The 20134-nt window shown below is 65.4% G+C and carries 17 protein-coding genes; 5 read left to right on the top strand and 12 right to left on the bottom strand.

Going from position 1 to position 20134, the window contains the following annotated elements; translation table 11 throughout:
• Nucleotides 1–108: 108 nt before the first annotated feature.
• The 3 genes from DSM104443_RS21925 (at nucleotide 109) to DSM104443_RS16105 (ending at nucleotide 5171) form a co-directional block, all read left to right on the top strand.
• Nucleotides 109–2802: a patatin-like phospholipase domain-containing protein gene (locus DSM104443_RS21925; protein ID WP_246232297.1), complete on the top strand. Its 2694-nt coding sequence runs from the start codon at nucleotides 109–111 to the stop codon at nucleotides 2800–2802.
• Between the two features lie 212 nt (nucleotides 2803–3014).
• Nucleotides 3015–4160, top strand: a complete 1146-nt coding sequence (locus DSM104443_RS16110) for a hypothetical protein (protein ID WP_212756742.1) — start codon at nucleotides 3015–3017, stop codon at nucleotides 4158–4160.
• A gap of 15 nt (nucleotides 4161–4175) precedes the next feature.
• Nucleotides 4176–5171, top strand: a complete 996-nt coding sequence (locus DSM104443_RS16105) for a hypothetical protein (RefSeq protein ID WP_171094015.1) — start codon at nucleotides 4176–4178, stop codon at nucleotides 5169–5171.
• On the opposite strand, the gene DSM104443_RS16100 is transcribed toward DSM104443_RS16105, so the two are convergent.
• Both DSM104443_RS16100 and DSM104443_RS16095 read right to left on the bottom strand, forming a co-directional pair.
• Nucleotides 5168–6175 (bottom strand): AraC family transcriptional regulator, encoded by a 1008-nt coding sequence (locus tag DSM104443_RS16100; RefSeq protein ID WP_171094013.1) that lies wholly within the window; start codon nucleotides 6173–6175, stop codon nucleotides 5168–5170. The two genes, DSM104443_RS16105 and DSM104443_RS16100, sit on opposite strands and share 4 nt — an antisense overlap.
• A gap of 2 nt (nucleotides 6176–6177) precedes the next feature.
• Nucleotides 6178–6996, bottom strand: a complete 819-nt coding sequence (locus DSM104443_RS16095) for an SDR family oxidoreductase (RefSeq protein ID WP_171094012.1) — start codon at nucleotides 6994–6996, stop codon at nucleotides 6178–6180.
• A gap of 149 nt (nucleotides 6997–7145) precedes the next feature.
• Here DSM104443_RS16095 and DSM104443_RS16090 point away from each other — a divergent pair, with 149 nt between their 5' ends.
• Complete coding sequence (locus tag DSM104443_RS16090) at nucleotides 7146–8180, top strand: alpha/beta hydrolase family protein (RefSeq protein WP_171094010.1); 1035 nt, start codon at nucleotides 7146–7148, stop codon at nucleotides 8178–8180.
• Nucleotides 8181–8351: 171 nt separating this feature from the next.
• Here DSM104443_RS16090 and DSM104443_RS16085 read toward each other — a convergent pair whose 3' ends face one another.
• The 8 genes from DSM104443_RS16085 to DSM104443_RS16050 are packed head-to-tail and all read right to left on the bottom strand — an operon-like array spanning nucleotide 8352 to nucleotide 16030.
• Nucleotides 8352–9062, bottom strand: a complete 711-nt coding sequence (locus DSM104443_RS16085) for an SDR family oxidoreductase (protein WP_171094009.1) — start codon at nucleotides 9060–9062, stop codon at nucleotides 8352–8354.
• The gene (locus DSM104443_RS16080; RefSeq protein WP_171094007.1) at nucleotides 9059–10522 is read right to left on the bottom strand and encodes a methyl-accepting chemotaxis protein; all 1464 of its coding nucleotides are present in this window, start codon (nucleotides 10520–10522) and stop codon (nucleotides 9059–9061) included. The genes DSM104443_RS16085 and DSM104443_RS16080 overlap by 4 nt, the downstream gene beginning before the upstream one ends.
• Nucleotides 10523–10541: 19 nt before the next feature.
• Nucleotides 10542–11444 (bottom strand): SDR family NAD(P)-dependent oxidoreductase, encoded by a 903-nt coding sequence (locus DSM104443_RS16075; protein WP_171094005.1) that lies wholly within the window; start codon nucleotides 11442–11444, stop codon nucleotides 10542–10544.
• Nucleotides 11429–12142 (bottom strand): ABC transporter ATP-binding protein, encoded by a 714-nt coding sequence (locus DSM104443_RS16070; RefSeq protein ID WP_171094003.1) that lies wholly within the window; start codon nucleotides 12140–12142, stop codon nucleotides 11429–11431. The genes DSM104443_RS16075 and DSM104443_RS16070 overlap by 16 nt, the downstream gene beginning before the upstream one ends.
• On the bottom strand, nucleotides 12139–12891 hold the full coding sequence (locus DSM104443_RS16065) for an ABC transporter ATP-binding protein (protein ID WP_171094001.1): 753 nt from the start codon (nucleotides 12889–12891) through the stop codon (nucleotides 12139–12141). The genes DSM104443_RS16070 and DSM104443_RS16065 overlap by 4 nt, the downstream gene beginning before the upstream one ends.
• Nucleotides 12888–13838 (bottom strand): branched-chain amino acid ABC transporter permease, encoded by a 951-nt coding sequence (locus tag DSM104443_RS16060; protein ID WP_171093999.1) that lies wholly within the window; start codon nucleotides 13836–13838, stop codon nucleotides 12888–12890. Before DSM104443_RS16060 ends, DSM104443_RS16065 begins: the two co-directional genes overlap by 4 nt.
• A 4-nt stretch (nucleotides 13839–13842) precedes the next feature.
• The gene (locus DSM104443_RS16055) at nucleotides 13843–14727 is read right to left on the bottom strand and encodes a branched-chain amino acid ABC transporter permease (protein WP_212756740.1); all 885 of its coding nucleotides are present in this window, start codon (nucleotides 14725–14727) and stop codon (nucleotides 13843–13845) included.
• 58 nt (nucleotides 14728–14785) lie between these two features.
• Nucleotides 14786–16030: a branched-chain amino acid ABC transporter substrate-binding protein gene (locus tag DSM104443_RS16050; RefSeq protein WP_171093997.1), complete on the bottom strand. Its 1245-nt coding sequence runs from the start codon at nucleotides 16028–16030 to the stop codon at nucleotides 14786–14788.
• A gap of 109 nt (nucleotides 16031–16139) precedes the next feature.
• Here DSM104443_RS16050 and DSM104443_RS16045 point away from each other — a divergent pair, with 109 nt between their 5' ends.
• Nucleotides 16140–17786 (top strand): carboxylesterase/lipase family protein, encoded by a 1647-nt coding sequence (locus tag DSM104443_RS16045; protein WP_212756738.1) that lies wholly within the window; start codon nucleotides 16140–16142, stop codon nucleotides 17784–17786.
• A 21-nt stretch (nucleotides 17787–17807) separates the two neighbouring features.
• Here DSM104443_RS16045 and DSM104443_RS16040 read toward each other — a convergent pair whose 3' ends face one another.
• Entirely contained in the window at nucleotides 17808–18518 is a 711-nt protein-coding gene (locus DSM104443_RS16040; protein WP_171093995.1) for a TetR/AcrR family transcriptional regulator, read from the bottom strand.
• A gap of 32 nt (nucleotides 18519–18550) precedes the next feature.
• Entirely contained in the window at nucleotides 18551–20134 is a 1584-nt protein-coding gene (locus DSM104443_RS16035) for an AMP-binding protein (RefSeq protein ID WP_171093993.1), read from the bottom strand.

Here is a 20134-nt window from a genome sequence, read left to right as displayed (position 1 = left end):
GCGGAATCGAAGTGCGGAATATTCTGCGTCGCGCCCGCGCAGTCCTACCGTGGTCGGCCGGTGCGAAGCGCCTAGGCTTCTCGGACAATCCGTCGCCGGGAGGGCTGGATGATCGATACCCGTGCAGAAGAGATTTCCCCTGAAGCCGCCTATCGCCAGGAATCCAGCCGGATCGACAGCCGTCGCTCCACGCTGGGCCTGAACCATCCGGCCGGCACCGGAAAGCGCTGGGCCCTTGCACTGTCCGGCGGAGGGATCCGAAGTGCCACGTTCGCCCTGGGTGTCCTGCAAGGTCTCGTCGCCGCGAAGCCGGCCGCCACGGCCACAGCGACGTCAAAGGACCGCAAGCCGATCCTTTGGTACTTCGACTATCTCTCCACCGTAAGCGGTGGCGGGTACATCGGAAGCTTCCTTTGCAGTCTGTTCGTGCCGGGCCGCCTGCTTCCGAACTCGACCTCCAAGTCCGCTGCGGAAGACGCTTACGAGGTCTTCACGAACGACCCGCCCGGGCGCATTCGCCACAACGCGGAAACGGGTAGTACGGTCGAAAAGCCGCTGGCCTGGCTGCGTGACAACGGCCGCTATCTCGCTCCCGACGGTGCCGGGGACATGTTCTATGCCGCGGCCCTGGCGCTCCGGAACTGGGTCTCCCTCCACTTCGTGATCGGCACGCTGCTTGTCGCGGCGTTCTCCTTCATTGCGTTGGTCCGGGCCCTTGCCGCGTGGCAGTTCCCGGATGTTGCGATCTTCGAAGTGCTGGCCCTGGATCGCTCGCTCGCATGCCCCTGCGAGGAGGTGTCTGCCTGTCCCTGCGGCACGACGAAGTCCACTTTCGAGTGGACACGCCTCATCTGGTGGAGCTCGCTCTTCGCCATCCCGGCCGCTCACTTCATCCTCGCCACCGTTCCCGTGGGTGTGAGCTACTGGTTGTGCCACCCGAGTCGCGGACAATCGCTCGGCACGAGGACGCATGTCTTCACGCTTGCAACGGTCGGTGCGGTCCTGGTCGCGGTCGTCCTCGGGCTGTTGGCGTACGGCGAGTACAAGTTGAATGCGCCGAGGCCGGCGATCGCCCTGGCCGTGGTGGGCGTGATTGTCGCCATCGCAGTGGGCGTGCATGCGTTCACCGCCTTTCGCAAGGACAACACGGTCGCGCTTCATCGCCTGCGCCTGACTCGCCTTTTCTCGATCTGCCTCGGCTGGTCGTTGGTGCTGCTCTTCCTTGCCGTCGCCGACACCACGGGCCAGACGGTCTATCGCCTGATCGAAGGCAGCCCCGGCGGATATTCGTTGCTCACGCTGCCCGTGCTGGTTTCGGGAATCGTCTGGATCGTTCGCAAGTGCGCGAAGTTCTTCGACCAGAAGGACAAGGGCGCGAAGACCTGGTTGGACAAGGTGCCGGTCGACCTGATTGCCGGCGCGGCCGGCGTGGTGATGCTGCTTGCCGTCATGTTGGCCTGGCAGCTCCTGGTTCAATGGCTCATGTGGCGCGGTGGGCCCCCGGGCCGGGAATTCGTGGGAAGCCCGCACCATGTGCTCGTGCTCGCGACGGTCACGGCGACGGCGGTGTTCCTCGCCTACCTGACAGGGCTGTTCCCGGGCTTCATCAACCTCTCGTCGCTGCAACAGCTCTACGGATCGCGCCTCACGCGCGCGTACCTCGGGGGATCGAACGGCCAGCGCTTCCAGGGTGGGAGCGAGAAGGGGCGCTTGCTCACGTCCGCCTCCGAGCCGCAGCGCGAGGACGAGCTCCGCCACGAGCAGTACTACGCGCCCGAGGTTGCCGCTCCACTACACATCATCAACACGACGATGAACGTCACGTCGGATCCCGGGGAACAGCTTGTGCAGCGCGACCGCAAGGGCCAACCCCTGGCGGTGCTGCCCCACGGCTACTCCATCGACGGAACGCACTACACGTTCGCGCAGGTGGCCCGGCCGTTCGAGAACCAGCAGCCGCTCAAGATCGGCCAATGGATCGGCACCTCGGGTGCGGCGTTCACGACGGGCCTGGGACGGTCCACGAGCCTGGGTACTTCGCTCGCGTTGGGGCTCGCGAACGTCCGGCTTGGTACCTGGTGGGAGTCGGGCGCGGGAGAGAACAAGGCTCGCAGCGTCGGATGGGTGGGGCATGCGCTGTTCAAGTCACAGACGTACCTGGCGTACGAGCTCCTCGCCATGTTCCACGGGCTCGCGCGCAAGTGGCAGTACCTCTCCGACGGCGGGCACTTCGAGAACACAGGGCTCTACGAGTTGCTGCGGCCGGAGCGCAAGGTTTGCCTCGCGATCGTGAGCGACAACGGATGCGATCCCTTGTACCAGTTCGGCGATCTTGCGAACCTGGCGCGGCTCGTGCGGATCGATCATCGCATCGAGCTCACGGCGCGAAGCGACTTCCCGGCGCCCCTGTCGCACGTCTTTGCCCATCCGCGCGACTTCCGCAAGAAGAGCACCGATGATCCGGCAGGTCCCCGGCAATGCGCCGTGCTGCTGGAGGCGCGGCCCGTGTCTTCCAGTGGTGTCGTCGGAGCCGTGAGCACGGTTGTCATTCTGCTCAAGCCGCGGCCGATCTCTGATGCTCCGGTCGACGTGCAGGAGTACCACGCGACGCACGAGCTGTTTCCGCAGGAGCCTACGGCCGACCAGTTCTTCGACGAAGCGCAGTGGGAGAGCTATCGGAAGCTGGGGCAGACGATTGCGAGCCGGGTTTTCGGACCCGTCCAACCCGGCACGAAGCCCGAGGACGATGTTCCGGCGGCGCTGTGGGAATTGCTCGAGAGGGAATACCAGATTCAACGATAACCGGCGTGCTCGTGGCCAGCGGACGGAACTTGCCCAGCGAGCGATGCCTCATCGCCTCGGATTGGTGCTCTCCGCAAGCGCGCCAAGGTGATGCAGAAGAATGCAGAGTCTCGTTGTGACTTATTCACCTCTGCAGGCGGCTAGACGCAATTCGGAGTAGGAGTACGCTTTCGTCACAGAAAAAAAGCAATCTAGCAAGGGAGGTCTCCTAAATGGCTGCGTTGGCGCCGGCTCGCGTAAGGGATATTGCTGCGGTGGTGGAGAGTGCCCTCGCGGGTAAGGATCCCGGGGACGAGTTTGTTAGGCTGCGATCAAGGCCAGTGTGGCTGGACGGCGACCGAAATTCCAAGATCGACAGAGAACCGAATGCTTATGCCCGTCTATTCGGAACCGACATTGGAAAGCGCGCTGCTTCGGCGATTGGTAACGAATCGACCACGCTGGACATTCTGTCGTTCCTCGCTATCGAAGTGCTTTATGAGTACCTGAGTCTTCGCTTTCGCGCCGCACCCAATCCCGGCGTTCGATTTGTGACTGTTCGCCGTCGGCCAGAAGATCCCCCGGTGCTGACGATTCTCGATTCGAGAGTTGAAAGTGTGGCCGACACCCGACGAATAACAGACGAGATCCCCCTCGAACCTGCGGGACTTGTTGTGGCCTTTGATGAACTTCGTTCGCAGATCATCAAGGTCGAGCCAAGGCTTCAAGAATTCGAGAAGTACCCCGCAGAGGCGGTCATCGAACTATTTGCAATTGTGCAACCCGAGGTTGTGATAACTCGAAACCCCCGCATGGATAGGATCTGTGCCCCTTCTCCCTTCGTTGACGTGCGTCGCGCGGATTCGTTGTCTTCGCTAGGAATCTACTGCAAGGACCAACAAGGAACACTTGGAGGTACGGCCTGTTATCACGGCACAGGACCTCGCGGAACATCAGTGAAGGTAGGCGGTGTTCCCAGAGTCGTTGGAGCGGACGATGTCGTTCAAGACATCGTTTTCATTCCTCTTGAGGGGAGGATCGCGCCGTCGACTCGGCTCGGCAAGGGCGGCATACGGAGCGGGCGAGCGCCTTCCGAAGCTGAGCCGGTGCGGTTCGATGGAGCCGGAAGCGGCGGACTGATCAAGACGCGAGTGAGGTCGCACGATGCCGGACTTCTCCGGCGGCGGACATCGGTGCAGCTAAAGGTGCAGACGCCCGCGGACACAAATTTTGGAGATTCAGGAGCCGCGCTCGTTGACTCCGATGATCGAGTCGTTGCGTTCGGATTCGAACGAACTGGGCTTGGGGAGTTTCCTGAGTTCACTGATTGGATTTGGGCAGACAACGCACTGGCGGCACTAGACCTAACCCCCGCATAGACGAGGAGAGCGTACATGGGATGGTTTTCTGATTGGTTCCGAAGCGTGAAGGGTGCACCGCCGACTGACTTGACCTACCTGGCCAACGTGACCGGCTCGGACCTCCCCGGTCTCGGAGACCCAATTGAACCTGACATGTGTTACATCGAGTTGTACGTCGAATCCCTGCGAATCGAAAAGGCCCGAAAATTTGCGACCACTTTCAACGGGGCGGTGTACTCGTTCGTGTCACTGCCACGTGAAGCTGATAGCGCTGCGAGCTTTGCTGCGGTATCGAAACCGGCAAAGCTGAGCGGCATTGATCCTAAGGCAGCGGGAAGTGTGATCACCGTTTCCAAGCAGATGATGGGGCCAGTGGCGTGGCGAGGTGGTCCACTTAGGCTCGAGATCGGACTTTTTTCGATCAAGACGGGCAACTTGCTCACGCCCGTGCTTGACTACGTCGCCAGTGTTTCCACGATTGCCGGAGTCAGCTTTGTTGGGGCGGTGAAACCATTTCTGCCTCTAATCACACAAGGCATGGAAATGCTTGCGGGACAGCGAGACGACACGCAGTTGGAGGTGGGAATTGACACCGATCTCGGCCTGAACAAGAGCGTCATGATGGCGATCATTGACGCTCCGAAAGGCACCTACGACGGGGTAGCGCTTCAACTCGATCCGTCTGATCGAAAGTTGTTGGTCAACGGAAAACCCTTGGAGGCTGCGTACTGTGTGTTTTCGATTCGCCGGACGCTTCAGAAAAATGACTTTGGCGAGATTCCTGAGTTGAAAGAGCGGTATGCGGCGATCCAAGCTGCAATAAAGGCAAACAAACCCACCGACGCGAAGGATGCCTTGGTGGCTTTCCGCCTTACGACTCTGGCGTCACCAGATTTGATTCGGGCCGACGCCGTCCGGCTCGTTGAAAAGGTCGAACAGAAGGTCAAGGACGCGTTTCCTGCGGGAGGTATTTCGAGTGAAAAATCTCGGCCGGACCCAGGACCCCTTTCGCAGATACCACTCTACTAAGTGCTAAGACGTTCCGGGGTGCCTCTCCGCAGGCTGTCGGGCGTGGTACCCGTCCACGTCTTGAACGCCCTGTAGAACGAGTTCGCCTCGTTGAAGCCCAGTAGGAACGAGATCTCCGCCACCGGCAGCTTCGTCTTCTCGAGGTAGTGCAGGGCGAGGTCCTTCCGCGTCTCGGCCAGGATGTCCTGGTAGCTCGTCCCTTCAGCCTCGATGCGCCGCTGCAGCGTTCGCTTGCTCACGGCGAGCTTCTTGGCGATGTCCTCGATTCCCGTGAGCCCGCTGGGGAGTCCTTCCAGCAGCGCCGCACGCACACGCCGCACAGTGGTCGCGGATGCATCAAGGTCCGCGAGGCGCCGCCGCAGCTCAGGCTCAAAGGCAGACCACAGCGGCTCGTTGGACGTCAGGAACGGACGTGTTGCATCGGCGGCCGTGAACCGGACCAGGTGCTTCGTGCCCCGCTCCAAACGCACACCGAGAAAAGATTCGTAGGGCGCCAGCGGGGTAGGCAGCACCGTGGTCATGACCTCGACCGGCCGAACCTCCTCGCGAGTGCCCATGCGCGCGAGTGTCACGCAGAACAGCAGCTCCATCACGACGAAGGAAACCGGTGGGGCGAGCGAGCTGTCCAGCCATGTGAACTCGATCGTCACGAGGTTGTTCGCCTGCGTGACGTCCAGCCGCATGGGCCCGATGAGCGCCTTATAGCTCGCGATTCTCTGCGCGGCCACGAGGAGGTTCGGGCTGCACAGCGCCGCGAAGAGCGGCGGCGAGAAGGACTCGCTGCGCACGGCCTCGCACAGCCGCAGCGGGAGGAGGGGATCGCCCACCTCCGCCTCGACGCTGTCCCAAAGGCGGAAGTAGTCCCGGGATGCGAGCCGCACGGACGGCTGCTGGAAGAGATCGTCCGCGAGTCCGGCACGCCGCAGGACGTTGGCCGGAACGGCGCCAAGGTCCTTGAGGAGCGTGCGCCACGTGGTGTCGAGTGCGTAGCCGGGCGTTTCCATGCTCAGGCGCCGATTGCGAATTGCTCTTTCATACCACGGAAGAAGCTGGCGTCGTCGGCGGCGCGGCGGCTCGCGAGCATCTGCACCGCGCCCCCCGCTTCATAGCGGAGCTGGTCGGTACCGTCCGTCGTCGCGGCGTAGATGACTGCGGCGATCTCCTCGGGTTGCGAGCCCGCGGCCATCATCGGGCCCAGCGTCTGCATCAGCGACTGCACGAGAGGTTGGTACTCGGTGAGTGCCGGATCGTTGTTGAAGTCGAACGAGCGGCCGCCGAAGTCGGTCTTGATTCCGCCCGGCTCGACGACCTTCACGCGGATCCCCAACGGGCTCAGTTCGTATTGCAAGGACTCGGACATCCCCTCCACCGCGAACTTCGTGCCGTGGTACAGCGTGCCGAGCGGGAACGCCATGCGGCCGCCCATCGACGAGACATTGACGATGGTCCCGGAGCGGTTCGCGCGGAAGTGAGGCAGCAGCGCCTGGGTCGTGGCGAGGAGGCCCAGCACGTTCACGTCGAACTGGCGGCGGATCTTCTCCAGCGGCGTGGCCTCGAGGGGACCGTAGGCGCCGTAGCCCGCGTTGTTCACGAGCGCATCGATGTGCCCGAACTTCGCGATTCCGGCTTCGACCGCGGAACGGACCGAGTCGTTGTCCTGGACGTCGAGGCGTGTCACCAGGGCACGATCCATTTTCGAAAGCTCTGACTCCTTTTCGGGTGAACGCATCGTCGCGACGACATTCCAGCCCTTCGCGAGAAAGAGCTTCGCCGTGGCGCGGCCCAGACCGGTGGAAGAACCGGTGATGAGGACAGTCTTGGTCATGTGGCGCTCCTTGTTGAATGAGCCCCACACTATCGACGCGGGTGCGACACCACACTGGCAGGCGGTGCCATTCTTCAATCGGATGGTGCCAATCTGCCGCATCCCCGCTGGCATACTCCGAAGACTAAGAAAACATGGGAGGAGCCCTCATGACCGCCAGAACCCTTGCCGCACTTGTTGTCGCCGGCGTAACGCTGCTGGTCGGCGGTTGCGCTTCCCAGCCCACGATGCAGGGCGATCTCGTGATCGCGAAGCAGGGCAGCTTCTTCGTCGGCGGGCGCGAAGTGCGCTCCGACAAGATGTCGATGGTGCCCACGGTCACCGCGGCCGGCACCATCGTCGTCGACCAGATGTACGTCCGCTACCAGGTGCCGCCTTCGGCCAAGCGCTTCCCGATCGTGATGGTCCACGGCTGCTGCCTCACGGGTAAGACCTGGGAGACCACGCCCGACGGCCGCATGGGCTGGGACGAGTTCTTCCTGCGCAAGGGCTACGGAACCTACGTGGTCGATCAAGCGTGGCGTGGGCGCTCCGCCTGGAACCCGGCCGCGATCAACCAGGTGAAGGCCGGCGCCGCCGCACCCGACACGCTGCCGACCCTTTTCGCCGCGGGCCAGGAGCCGGCGTGGGCCATCTTTCGTTTCGGGCCGGAGCACGGGAAGACATTCCCCGGCATGAAGTTCCCGCTCGATGCACAGGCCGAGTTCTGGAAGCAGATGGTGCCGGACTGGTTCAATGCGCTGCCGATGCCCAACCCCACGGTGCCCTCGCTGGGTGAGCTCGCGCGCAAGCTCAACGGCGCGGTCCTCATGAGCCATTCGCAATCGGGCATCTATCCGTTCCAGGCCGCCGCGCTCGATACGACCGGCATCGCCGCCATCGTCTCCATCGAGCCCAGCGCCTGCCCGGCGGTCACCAGCGACCTCACGCCCTATACGAAGATGCCGATTCTCGTGCTGTACGGCGACTACATGGAGCTCTCACCGCGCTGGGCGCCGCGCCTGAAGCTGTGCCGTGAGTTCGTCGCCGCGGCCAACGCGCGCGGAGGCAAGGCGCAGCTCGTCGTGCTCCCGGAGATCGGCATTCCCGGCAACTCGCACATGCTCATGCAGGACACCAACAGCCTCGAGATCGCCGAATGGCTGTCGAAGTGGCTGGATGGGGCGCTCCGCACGGGCGGATGAGAGGCTGGCCGAAAACAGAAACGGCATTCACCTGGTCCAGGGGATTCCCCAAGTGATCCCCGGGATCAGTCTCTTGGTCCACTGGATCACTTGATGAATCCAGTGGATCGGGCGAATGCATTTTGCTGGTTTGAGGTACCTCGTCCCTCACCCAGCTCCAGCGCGTACTTCTCAGCCAGCGCGCGGCGGCAGGTAGCTCGGCCTCGGGGCCGTGAGCCCCTGCTTCACGAGGCGCGTGCGCTCGTCGGCGAGCACTTCGTCCAGGCCGGCTTCCAGTCCGTCGAGCGCGTATTGCACGATCTCCAGCGCGCTTGTCTTGGGCTCGTCGATGCCACGCACCATGTCGGTATCGACGTACGCCATGTGCAGCGCCAGGACCTGCGTCCCTTCCGGACGCAGCTCGTGTCGCAACGCATTGGTGAGCGACCAGGCGGCCGACTTGCTGGCTGCGTAGGCCGCGAGCTGTCCGCCGTTGACCCACGAGGCGATGGAGAGCACGTTCAACAGCGCGCCCCCGCCGTTGGCCGCGAGCACGGGCGCGAAAGCCCGGCTCATGCGCAGCATCCCGAAGAAATTGACCTCGAGCATGCGATGGGCGAGTGCCTCGCTGCCGGGCGTGAGGAAGCCACCCTGGTGGGCCACGCCGGCGTTGTTGACGAGAAGCGTGACGTCGCCTGCGCGAGCTACCGCCGCAGCCGCCTCATCGGGCCGGGTGACATCGAGGCGGACAGCCTCCACGCCGCGTTGGGCAGCGATCGTGGCGGGCTCACGCGCGGCGGCGTAGACCTTGCGCACACCGCGGGCGAGCAGCTCTTGCGTGAAGACCAGTCCGATGCCGCGGTTGGCACCGGTGACGAAGGCAACGGCGTTCTCGATCTTCATGAAAGGCGCGGCCGGGCGATGAGGCGGGGGCGTGCGCGCCGCAGGATTTCCGGCTGGGCGGTCTCGGTGTCCTTCTGCATGTAGATGCCGCAGCCGAGGATGATCCCCTCCACCGCCTCCACGTACACCGACTTCGGCGCGATCCGTCCGGTCGCGGGATTCCGAAAGAGGTAGTCCACCCATCCGAAGCCGGCACCGTTCGCGACCTTCAGGATCTCGCGTCCCACCGCCTTGCCGCCGGGGTCCTTCTCGTCGATGTTGTTCTTGCCCACGATGCTGGGATCCGGCGCGAAGGCGAGCTGCGTGCCGTTGGCGGAGAGGGCGAAGACGTAATCCTCGCCGCGTACGAAGAGGCCGCGAGGATCGTTGAGATCCGCACAGGCCTGCTTCACGCCATGGTGGCGCACATGCTCCACGGCCTCTTTGACCAACGCGATGACGCGCCCACGGTCGTCGCTGCGGTCGGTCTTGAAGCGGCCCACGGCTTCGACCAACTGGCGAGCCTCGTGCCGGAACGACTCCGCGGTGGCCGCCGCCTCCTCGACCAGGGCCGCGTTCTGCTGCGTCACGGTGTCGGCCTGCGCGATGGCATGGTTGATCTCCTGCACGCCGGAGCTCTGCTCGCGCGAGGCCAGCGCGATCGCGCCCAGGACTTCGGTGACCTCAGCGACGCTCGTCACCACCCTCGTCATCGTTTCCCCGGCCTGGTCCACGAGTTGCCGGCCCGCCTCGACATTCGCGATCGATTCCCCGATCAACGCATGGATTTCCTTCACGGCCTCGGCGCTTCGATGTGCCAGCTCGCGCACCTCCGAGGCCACGACCGCGAAACCGCGGCCCTGCTCGCCCGCGCGTGCAGCCTCGACCGCGGCGTTCAGCGCCAGGATGTTGGTCTGGAAGGCGATGCGCTTCACCGTGTCCAGGATCTCGCCCACACGGCGCGCGCTGTCGTCGATCTTCCCCATCGTGGCCGCGACCTCCTGCATGCGCTCCGAGGCTTGCGCCGCCACGTCGCGCGACTGGCCGGCCAACGTGTTCGCTCGTTCGCAATTCTCGGCGTTGCGGCGTGCGCTCGCGGCCAACGCCTCCATGCCGCTCGCGGTTTCCTCCAGCGAAGCAGCCTGTGCCTGCGTGCGGTCCGTGAGCTGCGCGTTGCCTTCGGCGAGCATGCCGGAGCCGGCCGCGACCGCCTCGGCGCTGGAACGCACCTGCCTCACGATGTCCGTGAGCGTGCTGCTGATCTTCAGGACCGACTCGTGCAGCCGCCGCGCGTCGTGGCTGCCGGTGGTCGCTGCCCGAACGTCTCCCAGCAGCTCGCCGCTGGCCATGCGGTCGGTGATCCGCACGATGTGCGCGATGTCCTTCGAGGCGCGCGGGCGCCATGCCAACCACGCACACAAGGCCAGCAGCGCAACCACGCAGGCCACCAGGCAAAGCTCTCGGAGCGACAGCGGATCCATCGAGATCTCCGTGTGCCGGCTACGCGGCGGTGGCCTTGAGGATTTCCATCTGGTACTGCTCCCATCCCGACTCCGGAACGGTTTCGCCCGCGCGCGCCGCCACGTCACCCAGCCGGGCGCAGAGCTGCTCGGCGGTGTCGGCCGCATCGCCCAGGTAGACACCCCGCGTCATCGTGATGTGGGCGCACTCGAAGCTGCCGGCTCCGGCCAGCAGGATCATTCGCGACGGCGCTTTGTCGCCCACGAGCGCGATGAGGGCCGGGCTCACGCGTTCCGCACCCAGATGGGCCAGTGCGTGCGGCGGCAAGACGCTCTCGGTCATGCCGGTCGCCGCGGTGGGCGCCAGGCAGTTGACGTGCACGCCGTACTTGGCACCTTCCAGCGCCAGCGTCTGCATGAGGCCTACCAGCGCCATCTTGGCCGCGCCGTAGTTCGACTGGCCGAAGTTCCCGTAGAGGCCCGAGGACGAGGTGGTCATCACGATGCGGCCGTAGTTCTGGGCCACCATGTGCGCCCACACCGCCTTGGTCGCGTTCACGGCGCCCATCACGTGGACGTCGAGCACGCGCCGGAAGTCCTCGAGCGGCATCTTCGCGAAGGTCTTGTCGCGCAGGATGCCGGCGTTGTTCACCAGGATGTCGATGCGGCCCCAGCGGGCGATGGCGAGCGCGGCCATCGCTTCCATGTCGGCGGGGGAGGTCACGTCGCCGAGATGCACCGCGGCCTCGCCACCGCGGATCGCGACCTCGTGGGCAACGGCTTGCGCCGCGGCGCCATCGTCGCGGCCGGCGATGTCGTTGACGATCACGCGCGCCCCATGGCGGATGAGCTCGAGGACGTGCGCCTTTCCAAGGCCACCGCCCGCACCGGTCACGATGGCAACCCTGTCCTGCAGCAACTTGGTGTTCAGACGGCTAACCATTGCGCGATCATTCCTTGGTTGACTTGCAGTTCTTCGGAGCGGCCCTCGAACACGATCTGGCCATGGCCCATCACGCACACGCGGGTGGAGACCTTCAGCGCGATGGCGAGCTTCTGTTCCACCAGCACGACCGCCACGCCCTGGCGCTGCATGTCGAGGATGAACTCGGCCACCTGCGAGACGATCATCGGCGCCAGTCCCTCGGTGGGCTCGTCGATCAGGATGGCGAGCGGGTTGCCGAGCAGCGAGCGGCAGATCGTGAGCATCTGCTGCTCGCCGCCGGACAAGCTGCCCGCCTTGGCGCTGCGCCGTTCCCTCAGGCGCGGGAAGTAGTCGAACATCTGCGCCACGCTCCAGCGGACGGCACCGGCCACGGGCGCTTGCTCGCCCATGCGCAGGTTCTCGTCCACCGTGAGGTTCGCGAAGACCTCGCGCTCTTCCGGCACGTAGGCGAGCCCCGCGCGGCAGATGGTGTGCGGCGGCGCGCCTGCCAGCGCGCGGCCACCGAGTTCGACGCGGCCGGCACTCGGCGGCACCAGTCCCATGATGGCCTTCAGCGTCGTCGAGCGGCCCGAGCCGTTGCGCCCCAGCAGGCTCACGACCTCCCCGCGCTCCGCCGAGAGCGTCACGCCGCGCAGCACGTGGCTCTTGCCGTAGTGCGCGTGCAATCCCTCCACGTGCAACAAGGGCGCCGTCATGCTGCGTGCTCCTCGCCGAGATAGGCTTGCCGAACGCCCTGGTGCTGTCGTATCTCATCGGGAGTGCCGGTGGCGATGATCTCGCCATAGACCAGCACGCTGATTCGTTCGCCGAGTGAGAACACGACGTCCATGTCGTGCTCCACCAGCAAGAGCGTTCGCCCCGCCGTAACCTCGCGGATCAGCTCCGCGGTGTACTGCGTCTCCTCGCTCGACATGCCGGCCATGGGCTCGTCCAGCAGGATCACCTTGGGATCGGAGGCCAGCGTCATCGCCAGCTCGAGCGAGCGTTGCCCGGAGTAGGTCATCTCGCCGGCCAGCGTGTGGGCCTGGTGCTGCAGGCGCACGCGCTCCAGCAGTTGATCCACCTTCTCGCGCAGGTTGCTCACTCGCTCGATGCGGCGCCAGAAGACGTACTGCAGGCTGTAGCGCTGCATCACCGCGATGCGCACGTTCTCGAACACGCTCAGCTTGGGAAAGATGTTGGTGATCTGGAAGGACCGCGCCAGCCCCAGGCGATTGACCCGCTCCGGCGACCAGCCCTCGATGCGCTGCCCGTCGAGCTCGATCTCGCCCGACGTGGGCCGCAGGTTGCCGGAGATCAAATGGAACAGCGTGGACTTGCCCGCGCCGTTGGGACCGATCAGCGCCCGGCGCTCGCCCGCGCGCAGCTCGAGATCCACGCCGCGAATGATCTCGGTGGCGCCGAAGGACTTGCGCAGGCCGCGGAGGGTGAGGGCGGCACTCATGAGCGCAGCCTTTTCACCAGCCGCACGCCCATGCCGTACAACCCCGACAGGCCCGTGGGCAGGAACATCATCACCAGTACGAACAACACGCCCTGGTAGAGCATCCACGACTGCGTGACGTCGGACATGGCGTATCCGAAGAGGGTCATCAGCGCGGCACCGACCACGGGCCCGAGGAAGCTGCCCACGCCGCCGATGTAGCTGTTCAGGACCACGGCCGCCGAAACGCCGGCGTCGAACACGGCATAGTTCGCGGCCTCGTTGTTCAGGGCCTGGAGGCTCCCCGCGACGCCCGAGAACATCGCCGAGATCGCGAAGGCCGAGACGCCCAGGCCGTGCACGTTGTAGCCCAGGAAGCGCAGGCGATGCGAGTTCTCGCGCAAAGCCAGCGTGAGCCGGCCCGCGGGCGTGAGCGTGTGCCAGTACAGCAGTGCGAGAGAGACGGCCACCCACGCCAAGACCAAGTAGTACACCTGCATCGTCGAGCCGAAGGTGAGGCCCCACGCCGGAGCGCGCATGGCCGAGATGCCGGACTCGCCGCCGAACAGCCCCTTCAACTGCGGCGCCAGCGAATGCAGCAGCTCGGCGATCGCGAGCGTGATCATCGCGAAGGCGGTCCCGCCGCGCTTCGTGGCGAACCAGCCGGCCACGATGCCCACCGCGAGCCCGACGAAGGCGCCGACGAGCGGCAGCAACGGCGTGGGCAGCAGGCCCGTGCCGCCGAACGCGTTCATCGCATGGACGGTTCCAAAGGCGCCCACGCCGAAGTACGCCGCGTGCCCGAACGACAGCATTCCTGCCCGGCCGCTGAGCAGGCTGTACGCGCTGGCGAACAAGGCCGCGATGAGCATCTGGATCGAGGCGATGAGGAGGCCTGCAGGCAGCACGGCGGGCAGCGCCGCCAGCAATGCGAGGCCCGCGGCGCAGGCGAGGAGGGGCGTGCGCATCGCGTCAGGCCTTCTCGCCCATCAGGCCGCCCGGCCGAACGAGCAGGATCAACAGCATCAACGCGAACGGCAGCGTGGCGGCGAGGCTCGAGAGTTTCAGCGTCAATAAGCCGCCCGTGGACTGCGCCCAGGGGCCCGCACCGACCAGGGCAAACACGTCCACGAGGCTGTGATCCACGCCCACCGCCAGTGAAGTGATGATGCCGATCAGCAACGACGCCACCATCGCACCGCCCAGCGAGCCGAGGCCGCCCACGACGACCACCACGAACACCATCACGCCGACTTCCAGCGCCATGTTCGGGTTGGTGGTGTAGAAGGCGCCCGCGACCGCACCGGCCAGTCCGGCCAGCGCGGCGCCGACGCCAAAGACGCCCATGAACACCAGCTTCACGTTGTGTCCCAGCGCCTCGGCCATGCGCGGCTTGTAGATCGCCGCCCGCACGACGATGCCGATGCGTGTGTACCGCAGCAGCAGGAAGAGCGCCGCGAACATCGCGATCGCCACGCCCGCCATCAGCACGCGGTACACGGGGTATTGCTGGCGGCCGAGGGTGAACGCCGCGAAGTCGAGAGCCGCGGGAATGCGGTAGTCGACCGGGTAGTTGCCGAAGACGAGCTTGATCGTCTCGGCGATGATGAAGGACAGCCCGAAGGTGAGCAGCAGCTCGTGCGCGTGGCCGTACTGGTGCACGCGCCGCAGGAAGAAGCGTTCGACGATCACGCCCACGCCACCCGAGAGCACCGCGGCCAGCACGACGGCCGGCCCGAAGCCGATCACGCCTTGCAGCGAGTACGCGAAGTACGCCCCGAGCATGTAGAAGGAGGCATGCGCGAAGTTGAGCACGCCCATCATCCCGAAGACCAGCGTCAGCCCGGCCGACACCATGAACAGCAGCAGGCCGTAGACCGCGCCGTTGAACAGCGAGAAGAAGAACGCGTCCAGGTCAGCCCGGGCGCTGCATCTTGCAATTGCCCTGCGCCGGGACGGCGGCCTCTTCGGCCGTGAACGTCTTCACCGGCTTGAATCCCAGCGCCGTGTCGTCGGCCTTGTACTTCGCATCCGCGGACACGGTGGATACCACCAGCGGCAGGAGCACCTGGTGGTCGCTCGCGCGCATGCTGGATTCACCCATCGGAGTCTTGAGCTTCGTCGTCTCCAGGTTGCGGGCGAACGCGTTCACGTCGAGCGAGCCGGCTTTCGGTTTGGTACGACGGAGGGCGTCGGCCACCATCTCCAGGCCGAACACGGTCTGCGGCTCGGTGGCCACGGGCACGCGGCCGGTCTTCGCCTTGTAGCTGGCCACGAACTTCGCGCCTTCTTCCCCGGCTGCTTCCGGGTTGAAGGTCTGCGCGACGTAGTGCCCGACCGCCTGGTCGCCGGCATTGGCGATGTTGCCCACCTGGTCGAGGAAAACGGTGCCGAAACGAACCTTGAGGCCGGCCGCCTTCGAGGCTTTCATCATCAACAGCAGGTCGTTCGACCAGTTGCCCGTGATGACCGTATCGGCACCCGAAGCGCTGATCTTCGCGACGTACGGCGCGAAGTCCTGGATCTTGTTCACGTCGTGCAGCGTCTTCGCAACCACTTGGTATCCGCCAGGGCCCGCATTCTCCTCGATGGAGCGCTCCATGTCCTGGCCCCACGAGTAGTTCTGGTTGATCGAGTAGACCTTCGTGCCGAGGACGTTGGCCTGCTTCATCGCCTGCACGAGCGCCTTGGTGCGCACCTGCGCGTTGCCGGCGAAGCGGAAGTGGTGGAAGTTGCACTTCTCGCCCGTGAGCTCCAACGCCTCCGCTCCGACGTTGATGTAGACGATCTCCTGGCCGGGGTTGCGCAGGTTGTGCTTGCGCACGTCTTCGGTGATCTGCCCGCCGATGGCCGAGGAGCCGCCCTGCACGACGATCTGCACGCCGTCGGCGACCGCGGCCTTGAGCTTGTCCGAGGCGCCGGCCGGGCCGCCCTGGTTGTCGTACTCCAGCAGTTGCACGGGCGCGCCGTTCCAGCCACCTTCGGCGTTGAGCTTGTCGACGGCATAGCGCACGGCGGCGCGATAGGCGATGCCCGTGGAGGCCTGGGGGCCGGAGAGGGTTTCGAGCACGCCGATCTTGACCGGGCCGGCGTGTACCAGGCCGGTGAACAAGACGAGCAGGGGAGCGGCAAACGGGATGGCCGAGCGGGCAGCACGCATTGTGGTCTCCTCGCGGCTTTTGTTGGTCATCGATCCGCCACAGCCGCAAAGAAACTCTATCATGAACTAATATTCACGCAAAAGAGAATTAATAACGGAGGAGCGTCGAATGAAACTCAAATGGATTCCCGCCTTCGCGGGAATGACGGTGGCGGGCCTGACGGTCGCGATCGGCCTTGCGGCCCCGGTCTCTTTCGCCTCGGACGCAGGCCCCGTAGTGAAAGCCCCCGCGGGCGACGTCCAGGGCGTGGCGCAGGATTCGCTGCGCGTCTTCAAGGGCATCCCCTATGCCGCGCCACCGGTTGGCAAGTTGCGGTGGAGGCCACCCGTGCCGATGCAGCCCTGGAAAGGGCGCCTGGAGGCCACGCGGTTCGGGCCCGCCTGCATCCAGCCCGCCCCTCGCACCGCCAACATCTATTCGAGCGACATCACGCCCACCAGCGAGGACTGCCTGAGCCTCAACGTGTGGGCTCCTACGGACGCGGCCCGCGCTCCGGTGTTCGTCTGGATCCACGGCGGGGCACTGGTGGGGGGTGCGGCCAAGGAACCCGTGTACGACGGGGCGCCGCTGGCCCGACGCGGGCTCGTCGTCGTGTCGATCAACTATCGGCTCGGCGTGCTGGGCTACCTCGCGCATCCGGAGCTCAGCCGGGAGTCGGAACAGGGCGTCTCCGGCAACTACGGGCTACTCGACCAGATCGAGGCCCTGCGCTGGGTGCGCGCCAACATCGCGGCCTTCGGGGGCGATCCTTCGAACGTCACCATCGCGGGCGAATCCGCCGGCGGCTTGAGCGTGATGTACCTGATGGCCTCCCCGCCGGCGCGAGGATTGTTCGCCAAGGCGATCGCACAAAGCGCGTACATGATCTCCACGCCGGAGCTGAAGCAAACGCGCTTCGGCGAACGGGCATCGCAGGAGGCCGGAGCACGCCTGGCCGGCACCTTGCACGCGCGCAATATCTCAATGCTTCGCGAAGCGAATGCGCAGCAGCTGACCGAGGCTGCCGCGGCCAACGGGTTCATGCCGTTCGCCACGATCGATGGCCAGGTCCTGCAGCGCCAACTGGTGGAAGTCTTCGAGAAGGGCGAACAGGCGCCGGTACCGCTGCTCGCGGGATTCAACAGCGGCGAGATCCGTTCGCTCACGTTCCTGGCACCGCCGGCTCCGGCAAGCGCCGAGAAGTACGAGGCCGTCATCCGCGAGCGCTACGGTGACCTGGCCGGCGAGTTCCTACGCCTGTATCCCGGCACCGACATGAAGGAAAGCATCTACGCCACCTCACGCGATGCACTCTATGGCTGGACCGCGGAGCGCCTGGCGCGAAACCAGTCGGCGATCGGCCAGCGCGCGTATCTCTACCTCTTCGACCATGGCTATCCGGCCGCGGATGCCGCCGGGCTGCACGCATTCCACGCGGCCGAATTGCCGTACATGTTCGGAACGACGGATCGCACGCCGGCGCTCTGGCCGAAGATCCCCGTCAATGCGACGGAGGCGCGCATGACCGAAGCGATGCTCAACTACTGGAGCAGCTTCGCGCGCACGGGCGAACCCCGCGCGAAGGGGGAAGCGGACTGGCCGGAGTACGGCAAGTCGGCGAGCTACATGCTCTTCGGCGAGTCTCCGCAAGCGTCGCAGCGTTTGATGCCCGGCATGTACGAGCTGCACGAAGAAGCCGTGCGTCGGCGCCGGGCCAGCAAGGAGCTGCCGTGGAACTGGAACGCGGGATTGGTTTCGCCGAAGCTCGTGCCGTAGGGCTTTCGGCGCGCGAGATGCCTACTTCTTGCGCTTCGCCGCCGGCTTCGACTTCGCTGCGGGCTGCGGCTTGAGGGAGAGGAAGCCCGCAGCCATGAAGGGGGCCATGCGCTGCTTCACCGCCGCGAAATCGTCGGAACGGCAGAGCCCGCCCGAGAGCCTGTCGATGCGCCCGGTGCGCGCATAGGTATTCATCAGCGCGCCGGTCACGAAGTGATAGCCCCAGAAGATGTCCGCGTCGGAGTAACCCGGAAGCGCGCGCTTGATGATCTCGAGGAGCTTCAACACCACGGGATCGAAGTGGACGTCCATCAACGCCGCGCCTTCGGGCGTGTTGCTGACGCGTGCGCAGAAGGCCGCGTAGTTCATCCAGTACTCGCCGCGCTCGACGTAGAGATCGAGGTCGGTATCCAGGAACGCGCGCAACGCGCCTTCCACGGTGGGATTGTCCCCGGCGTCTTCCTCGTACTTGTGAAGCGCCTCCATGCGCCCTTCGCTGCTGATGCTCGCGCGGCGCGCGAACACCGACTCGAAGAGATCCTGCTTGTCCTTGAAGTAGTAGTGGACCAGCGTGGTGTGGATTCCGACTTGCTGGGCCACGTCCCGCAGGCTCACGCCGTGCAGGCCGTTCCTGGAGAAGAGGTATTCGGCCGCGTCCAGGATCTGCTCGATGCTGTTGGCGCGCTGATCGGCTTTGCTGCGGAGGACTCGCTTCTTCTGGGGCTTGACCATCGCGGTAGTCTAGGCAGCACCCTCAAAGAACGTCAATCGGACGCATCGAGCATGGTGCGCAGCAGGTTCTTGTCGATCTTTCCCGTGGCGGCCAGCGGCAGGGATTCCATCTGGATCACCCGGTCCGGAATCCACCACGAGGCGACCTTGCCCTTGAGGCAGCCCAGCAATTCGTCCGGCCCGCAGGATTCTCCCGGGTGCAGCTCGACGACGAGGGCAGGGCGCTCGGTCCATTTTCGATCGGCGATTCCGACCACCGCGACCAGGCGGACCGCGGGAAGGCGGCCCACGATGTCCTCGATCTCCGCGGGATTGATCCATTCGCCGCCGGACTTGATCAGGTCCTTCGAGCGGCCCCGGATCGTGAGATTGCCCGCCTCGTCGAGGCTCGCGAGGTCGCCCGTGTCGAAGTAGCCGTCTTCATCGAGCGCATCGGCATCGGCCTTGTAGTACCGGTCGAGGACGCTCGCACCCTTCACCTTCAGGTGACCGACCACGCCGCGTTGCGGTGCCAGCTCCTTCCCCTGCGCGTCGGTGAGCTTGAGATCGAGGCCCATCGACGGACGGCCCGACGCCTGCTCCTCGGACCATCCCTCGCCCGGCGGCGTGATGGTGCCCATCGGCGAGAGCTCGGTCATGCCCCAACTGGTCTGCACCTGGACGCCCAGGCGCTTCTCGATGCGGCGAAGCAAGGCTTCGGGGCACCGCGAGCCGCCGATGAGCACGCGCTTCAGGCTCGGCAGCTCCATGCCGCTGCTTTCGACATGATCGACCACGCCGAGCCAGAGCGTATGCACGCCGGCGGCGAGAGTGACGCTTTCCTCGCGGATCACGGCGGCGAGGCTGGCGCCGTCGGCGTGCCGGCCCGGCAACACCATCTTGGCGCCAGCCGCAGGCGCAGCGAACGGCAAGCCCCAGCCATTGGCATGGAACATCGGCACGCCGATCAGCACGACATCCTTGCTCGTGATCCCGAAGGAATCAGCCTGCAAGGCGCGCAGCGTATGCAAATAGTTGGAGCGATGCGTGTAGAGCACGCCCCGCGGAGCGCCCGTCGTGCCCGAGGTGTAGCAAAGGCCGGCCGGGGCGTGCTCGTCGAACTCGCCCCAGGCCACCGGCGCGCCGTGCGATTCCAGCAAGGCATCGTGGGACCACAGCTTCGCCTTCGAGCCCGCCAGCGACCGCAGCTCGCTCGTTCCCTCATCCATCACCACGACGTGCTCGACGGTCGCGCAAAGCGGAGCGAGCTCCTGCAACAACGGCACGAGGTTGGAGGCCACCGCGAGCACGCGGTCCCCGGCCTCGTTCACGATCGCGGCCAGGTGCGCGACCGTGAAGCGCGGATTGAGCGTGTGGCAGACGAGGCCCACGCCCATGGTCGCGAAGTACGTCTCGAGATGGTGCTGGGTGTTCCACGCCAGGGTGCCGACACGGTCGCCCACCGCCAGCCCGAGCGCCTTGTAAGCGCCCGAGAGGCGATTGCTGCGATCGCGCAACCTGGCATAGCCCATCCGGCCCTGCGCGATCCCGGCTTCGCTCCAGACGATCTCCCTCGACGGCGACCACTTGGCCGCGTGATCGAGGAACTTGTCGATCGTCAGCGCATGCGCTTGCAT

It is taken from the genome of Usitatibacter rugosus, from assembly GCF_013003965.1.
GTDB classification, from domain to species: domain Bacteria; phylum Pseudomonadota; class Gammaproteobacteria; order Burkholderiales; family Usitatibacteraceae; genus Usitatibacter; species Usitatibacter rugosus.
This window is presented reverse-complemented; position numbering and strand designations above follow the sequence as displayed.

Bases quoted from the DNA above. Each gene is read 5' to 3' on its own strand.
- DSM104443_RS16055 (WP_212756740.1), bottom strand. From the start codon at position 14,727: ATGGTGTCGGCCGGGCTGACGCTGGTCTTCGGGATGATGGGCGTGCTC.
- DSM104443_RS16050 (WP_171093997.1), bottom strand. From the start codon at position 16,030: ATGCGTGCTGCCCGCTCGGCCATCCCGTTTGCCGCTCCCCTGCTCGTC.
- DSM104443_RS16105 (WP_171094015.1), top strand. From the start codon at position 4,176: ATGGGATGGTTTTCTGATTGGTTCCGAAGCGTGAAGGGTGCACCGCCG.
- DSM104443_RS16040 (WP_171093995.1), bottom strand. From the start codon at position 18,518: ATGGTCAAGCCCCAGAAGAAGCGAGTCCTCCGCAGCAAAGCCGATCAG.
- DSM104443_RS16090 (WP_171094010.1), top strand. From the start codon at position 7,146: ATGACCGCCAGAACCCTTGCCGCACTTGTTGTCGCCGGCGTAACGCTG.
- DSM104443_RS21925 (WP_246232297.1), top strand. From the start codon at position 109: ATGATCGATACCCGTGCAGAAGAGATTTCCCCTGAAGCCGCCTATCGC.
- DSM104443_RS16095 (WP_171094012.1), bottom strand. From the start codon at position 6,996: ATGACCAAGACTGTCCTCATCACCGGTTCTTCCACCGGTCTGGGCCGC.
- DSM104443_RS16075 (WP_171094005.1), bottom strand. From the start codon at position 11,444: ATGGTTAGCCGTCTGAACACCAAGTTGCTGCAGGACAGGGTTGCCATC.
- DSM104443_RS16085 (WP_171094009.1), bottom strand. From the start codon at position 9,062: ATGAAGATCGAGAACGCCGTTGCCTTCGTCACCGGTGCCAACCGCGGC.
- DSM104443_RS16060 (WP_171093999.1), bottom strand. From the start codon at position 13,838: ATGCGCACGCCCCTCCTCGCCTGCGCCGCGGGCCTCGCATTGCTGGCG.
- DSM104443_RS16110 (WP_212756742.1), top strand. From the start codon at position 3,015: ATGGCTGCGTTGGCGCCGGCTCGCGTAAGGGATATTGCTGCGGTGGTG.
- DSM104443_RS16100 (WP_171094013.1), bottom strand. From the start codon at position 6,175: ATGGAAACGCCCGGCTACGCACTCGACACCACGTGGCGCACGCTCCTC.
- DSM104443_RS16080 (WP_171094007.1), bottom strand. From the start codon at position 10,522: ATGGATCCGCTGTCGCTCCGAGAGCTTTGCCTGGTGGCCTGCGTGGTT.
- DSM104443_RS16070 (WP_171094003.1), bottom strand. From the start codon at position 12,142: ATGACGGCGCCCTTGTTGCACGTGGAGGGATTGCACGCGCACTACGGC.
- DSM104443_RS16035 (WP_171093993.1), bottom strand. From the start codon at position 20,134: ATGCAAGCGCATGCGCTGACGATCGACAAGTTCCTCGATCACGCGGCC.
- DSM104443_RS16065 (WP_171094001.1), bottom strand. From the start codon at position 12,891: ATGAGTGCCGCCCTCACCCTCCGCGGCCTGCGCAAGTCCTTCGGCGCC.
- DSM104443_RS16045 (WP_212756738.1), top strand. From the start codon at position 16,140: ATGAAACTCAAATGGATTCCCGCCTTCGCGGGAATGACGGTGGCGGGC.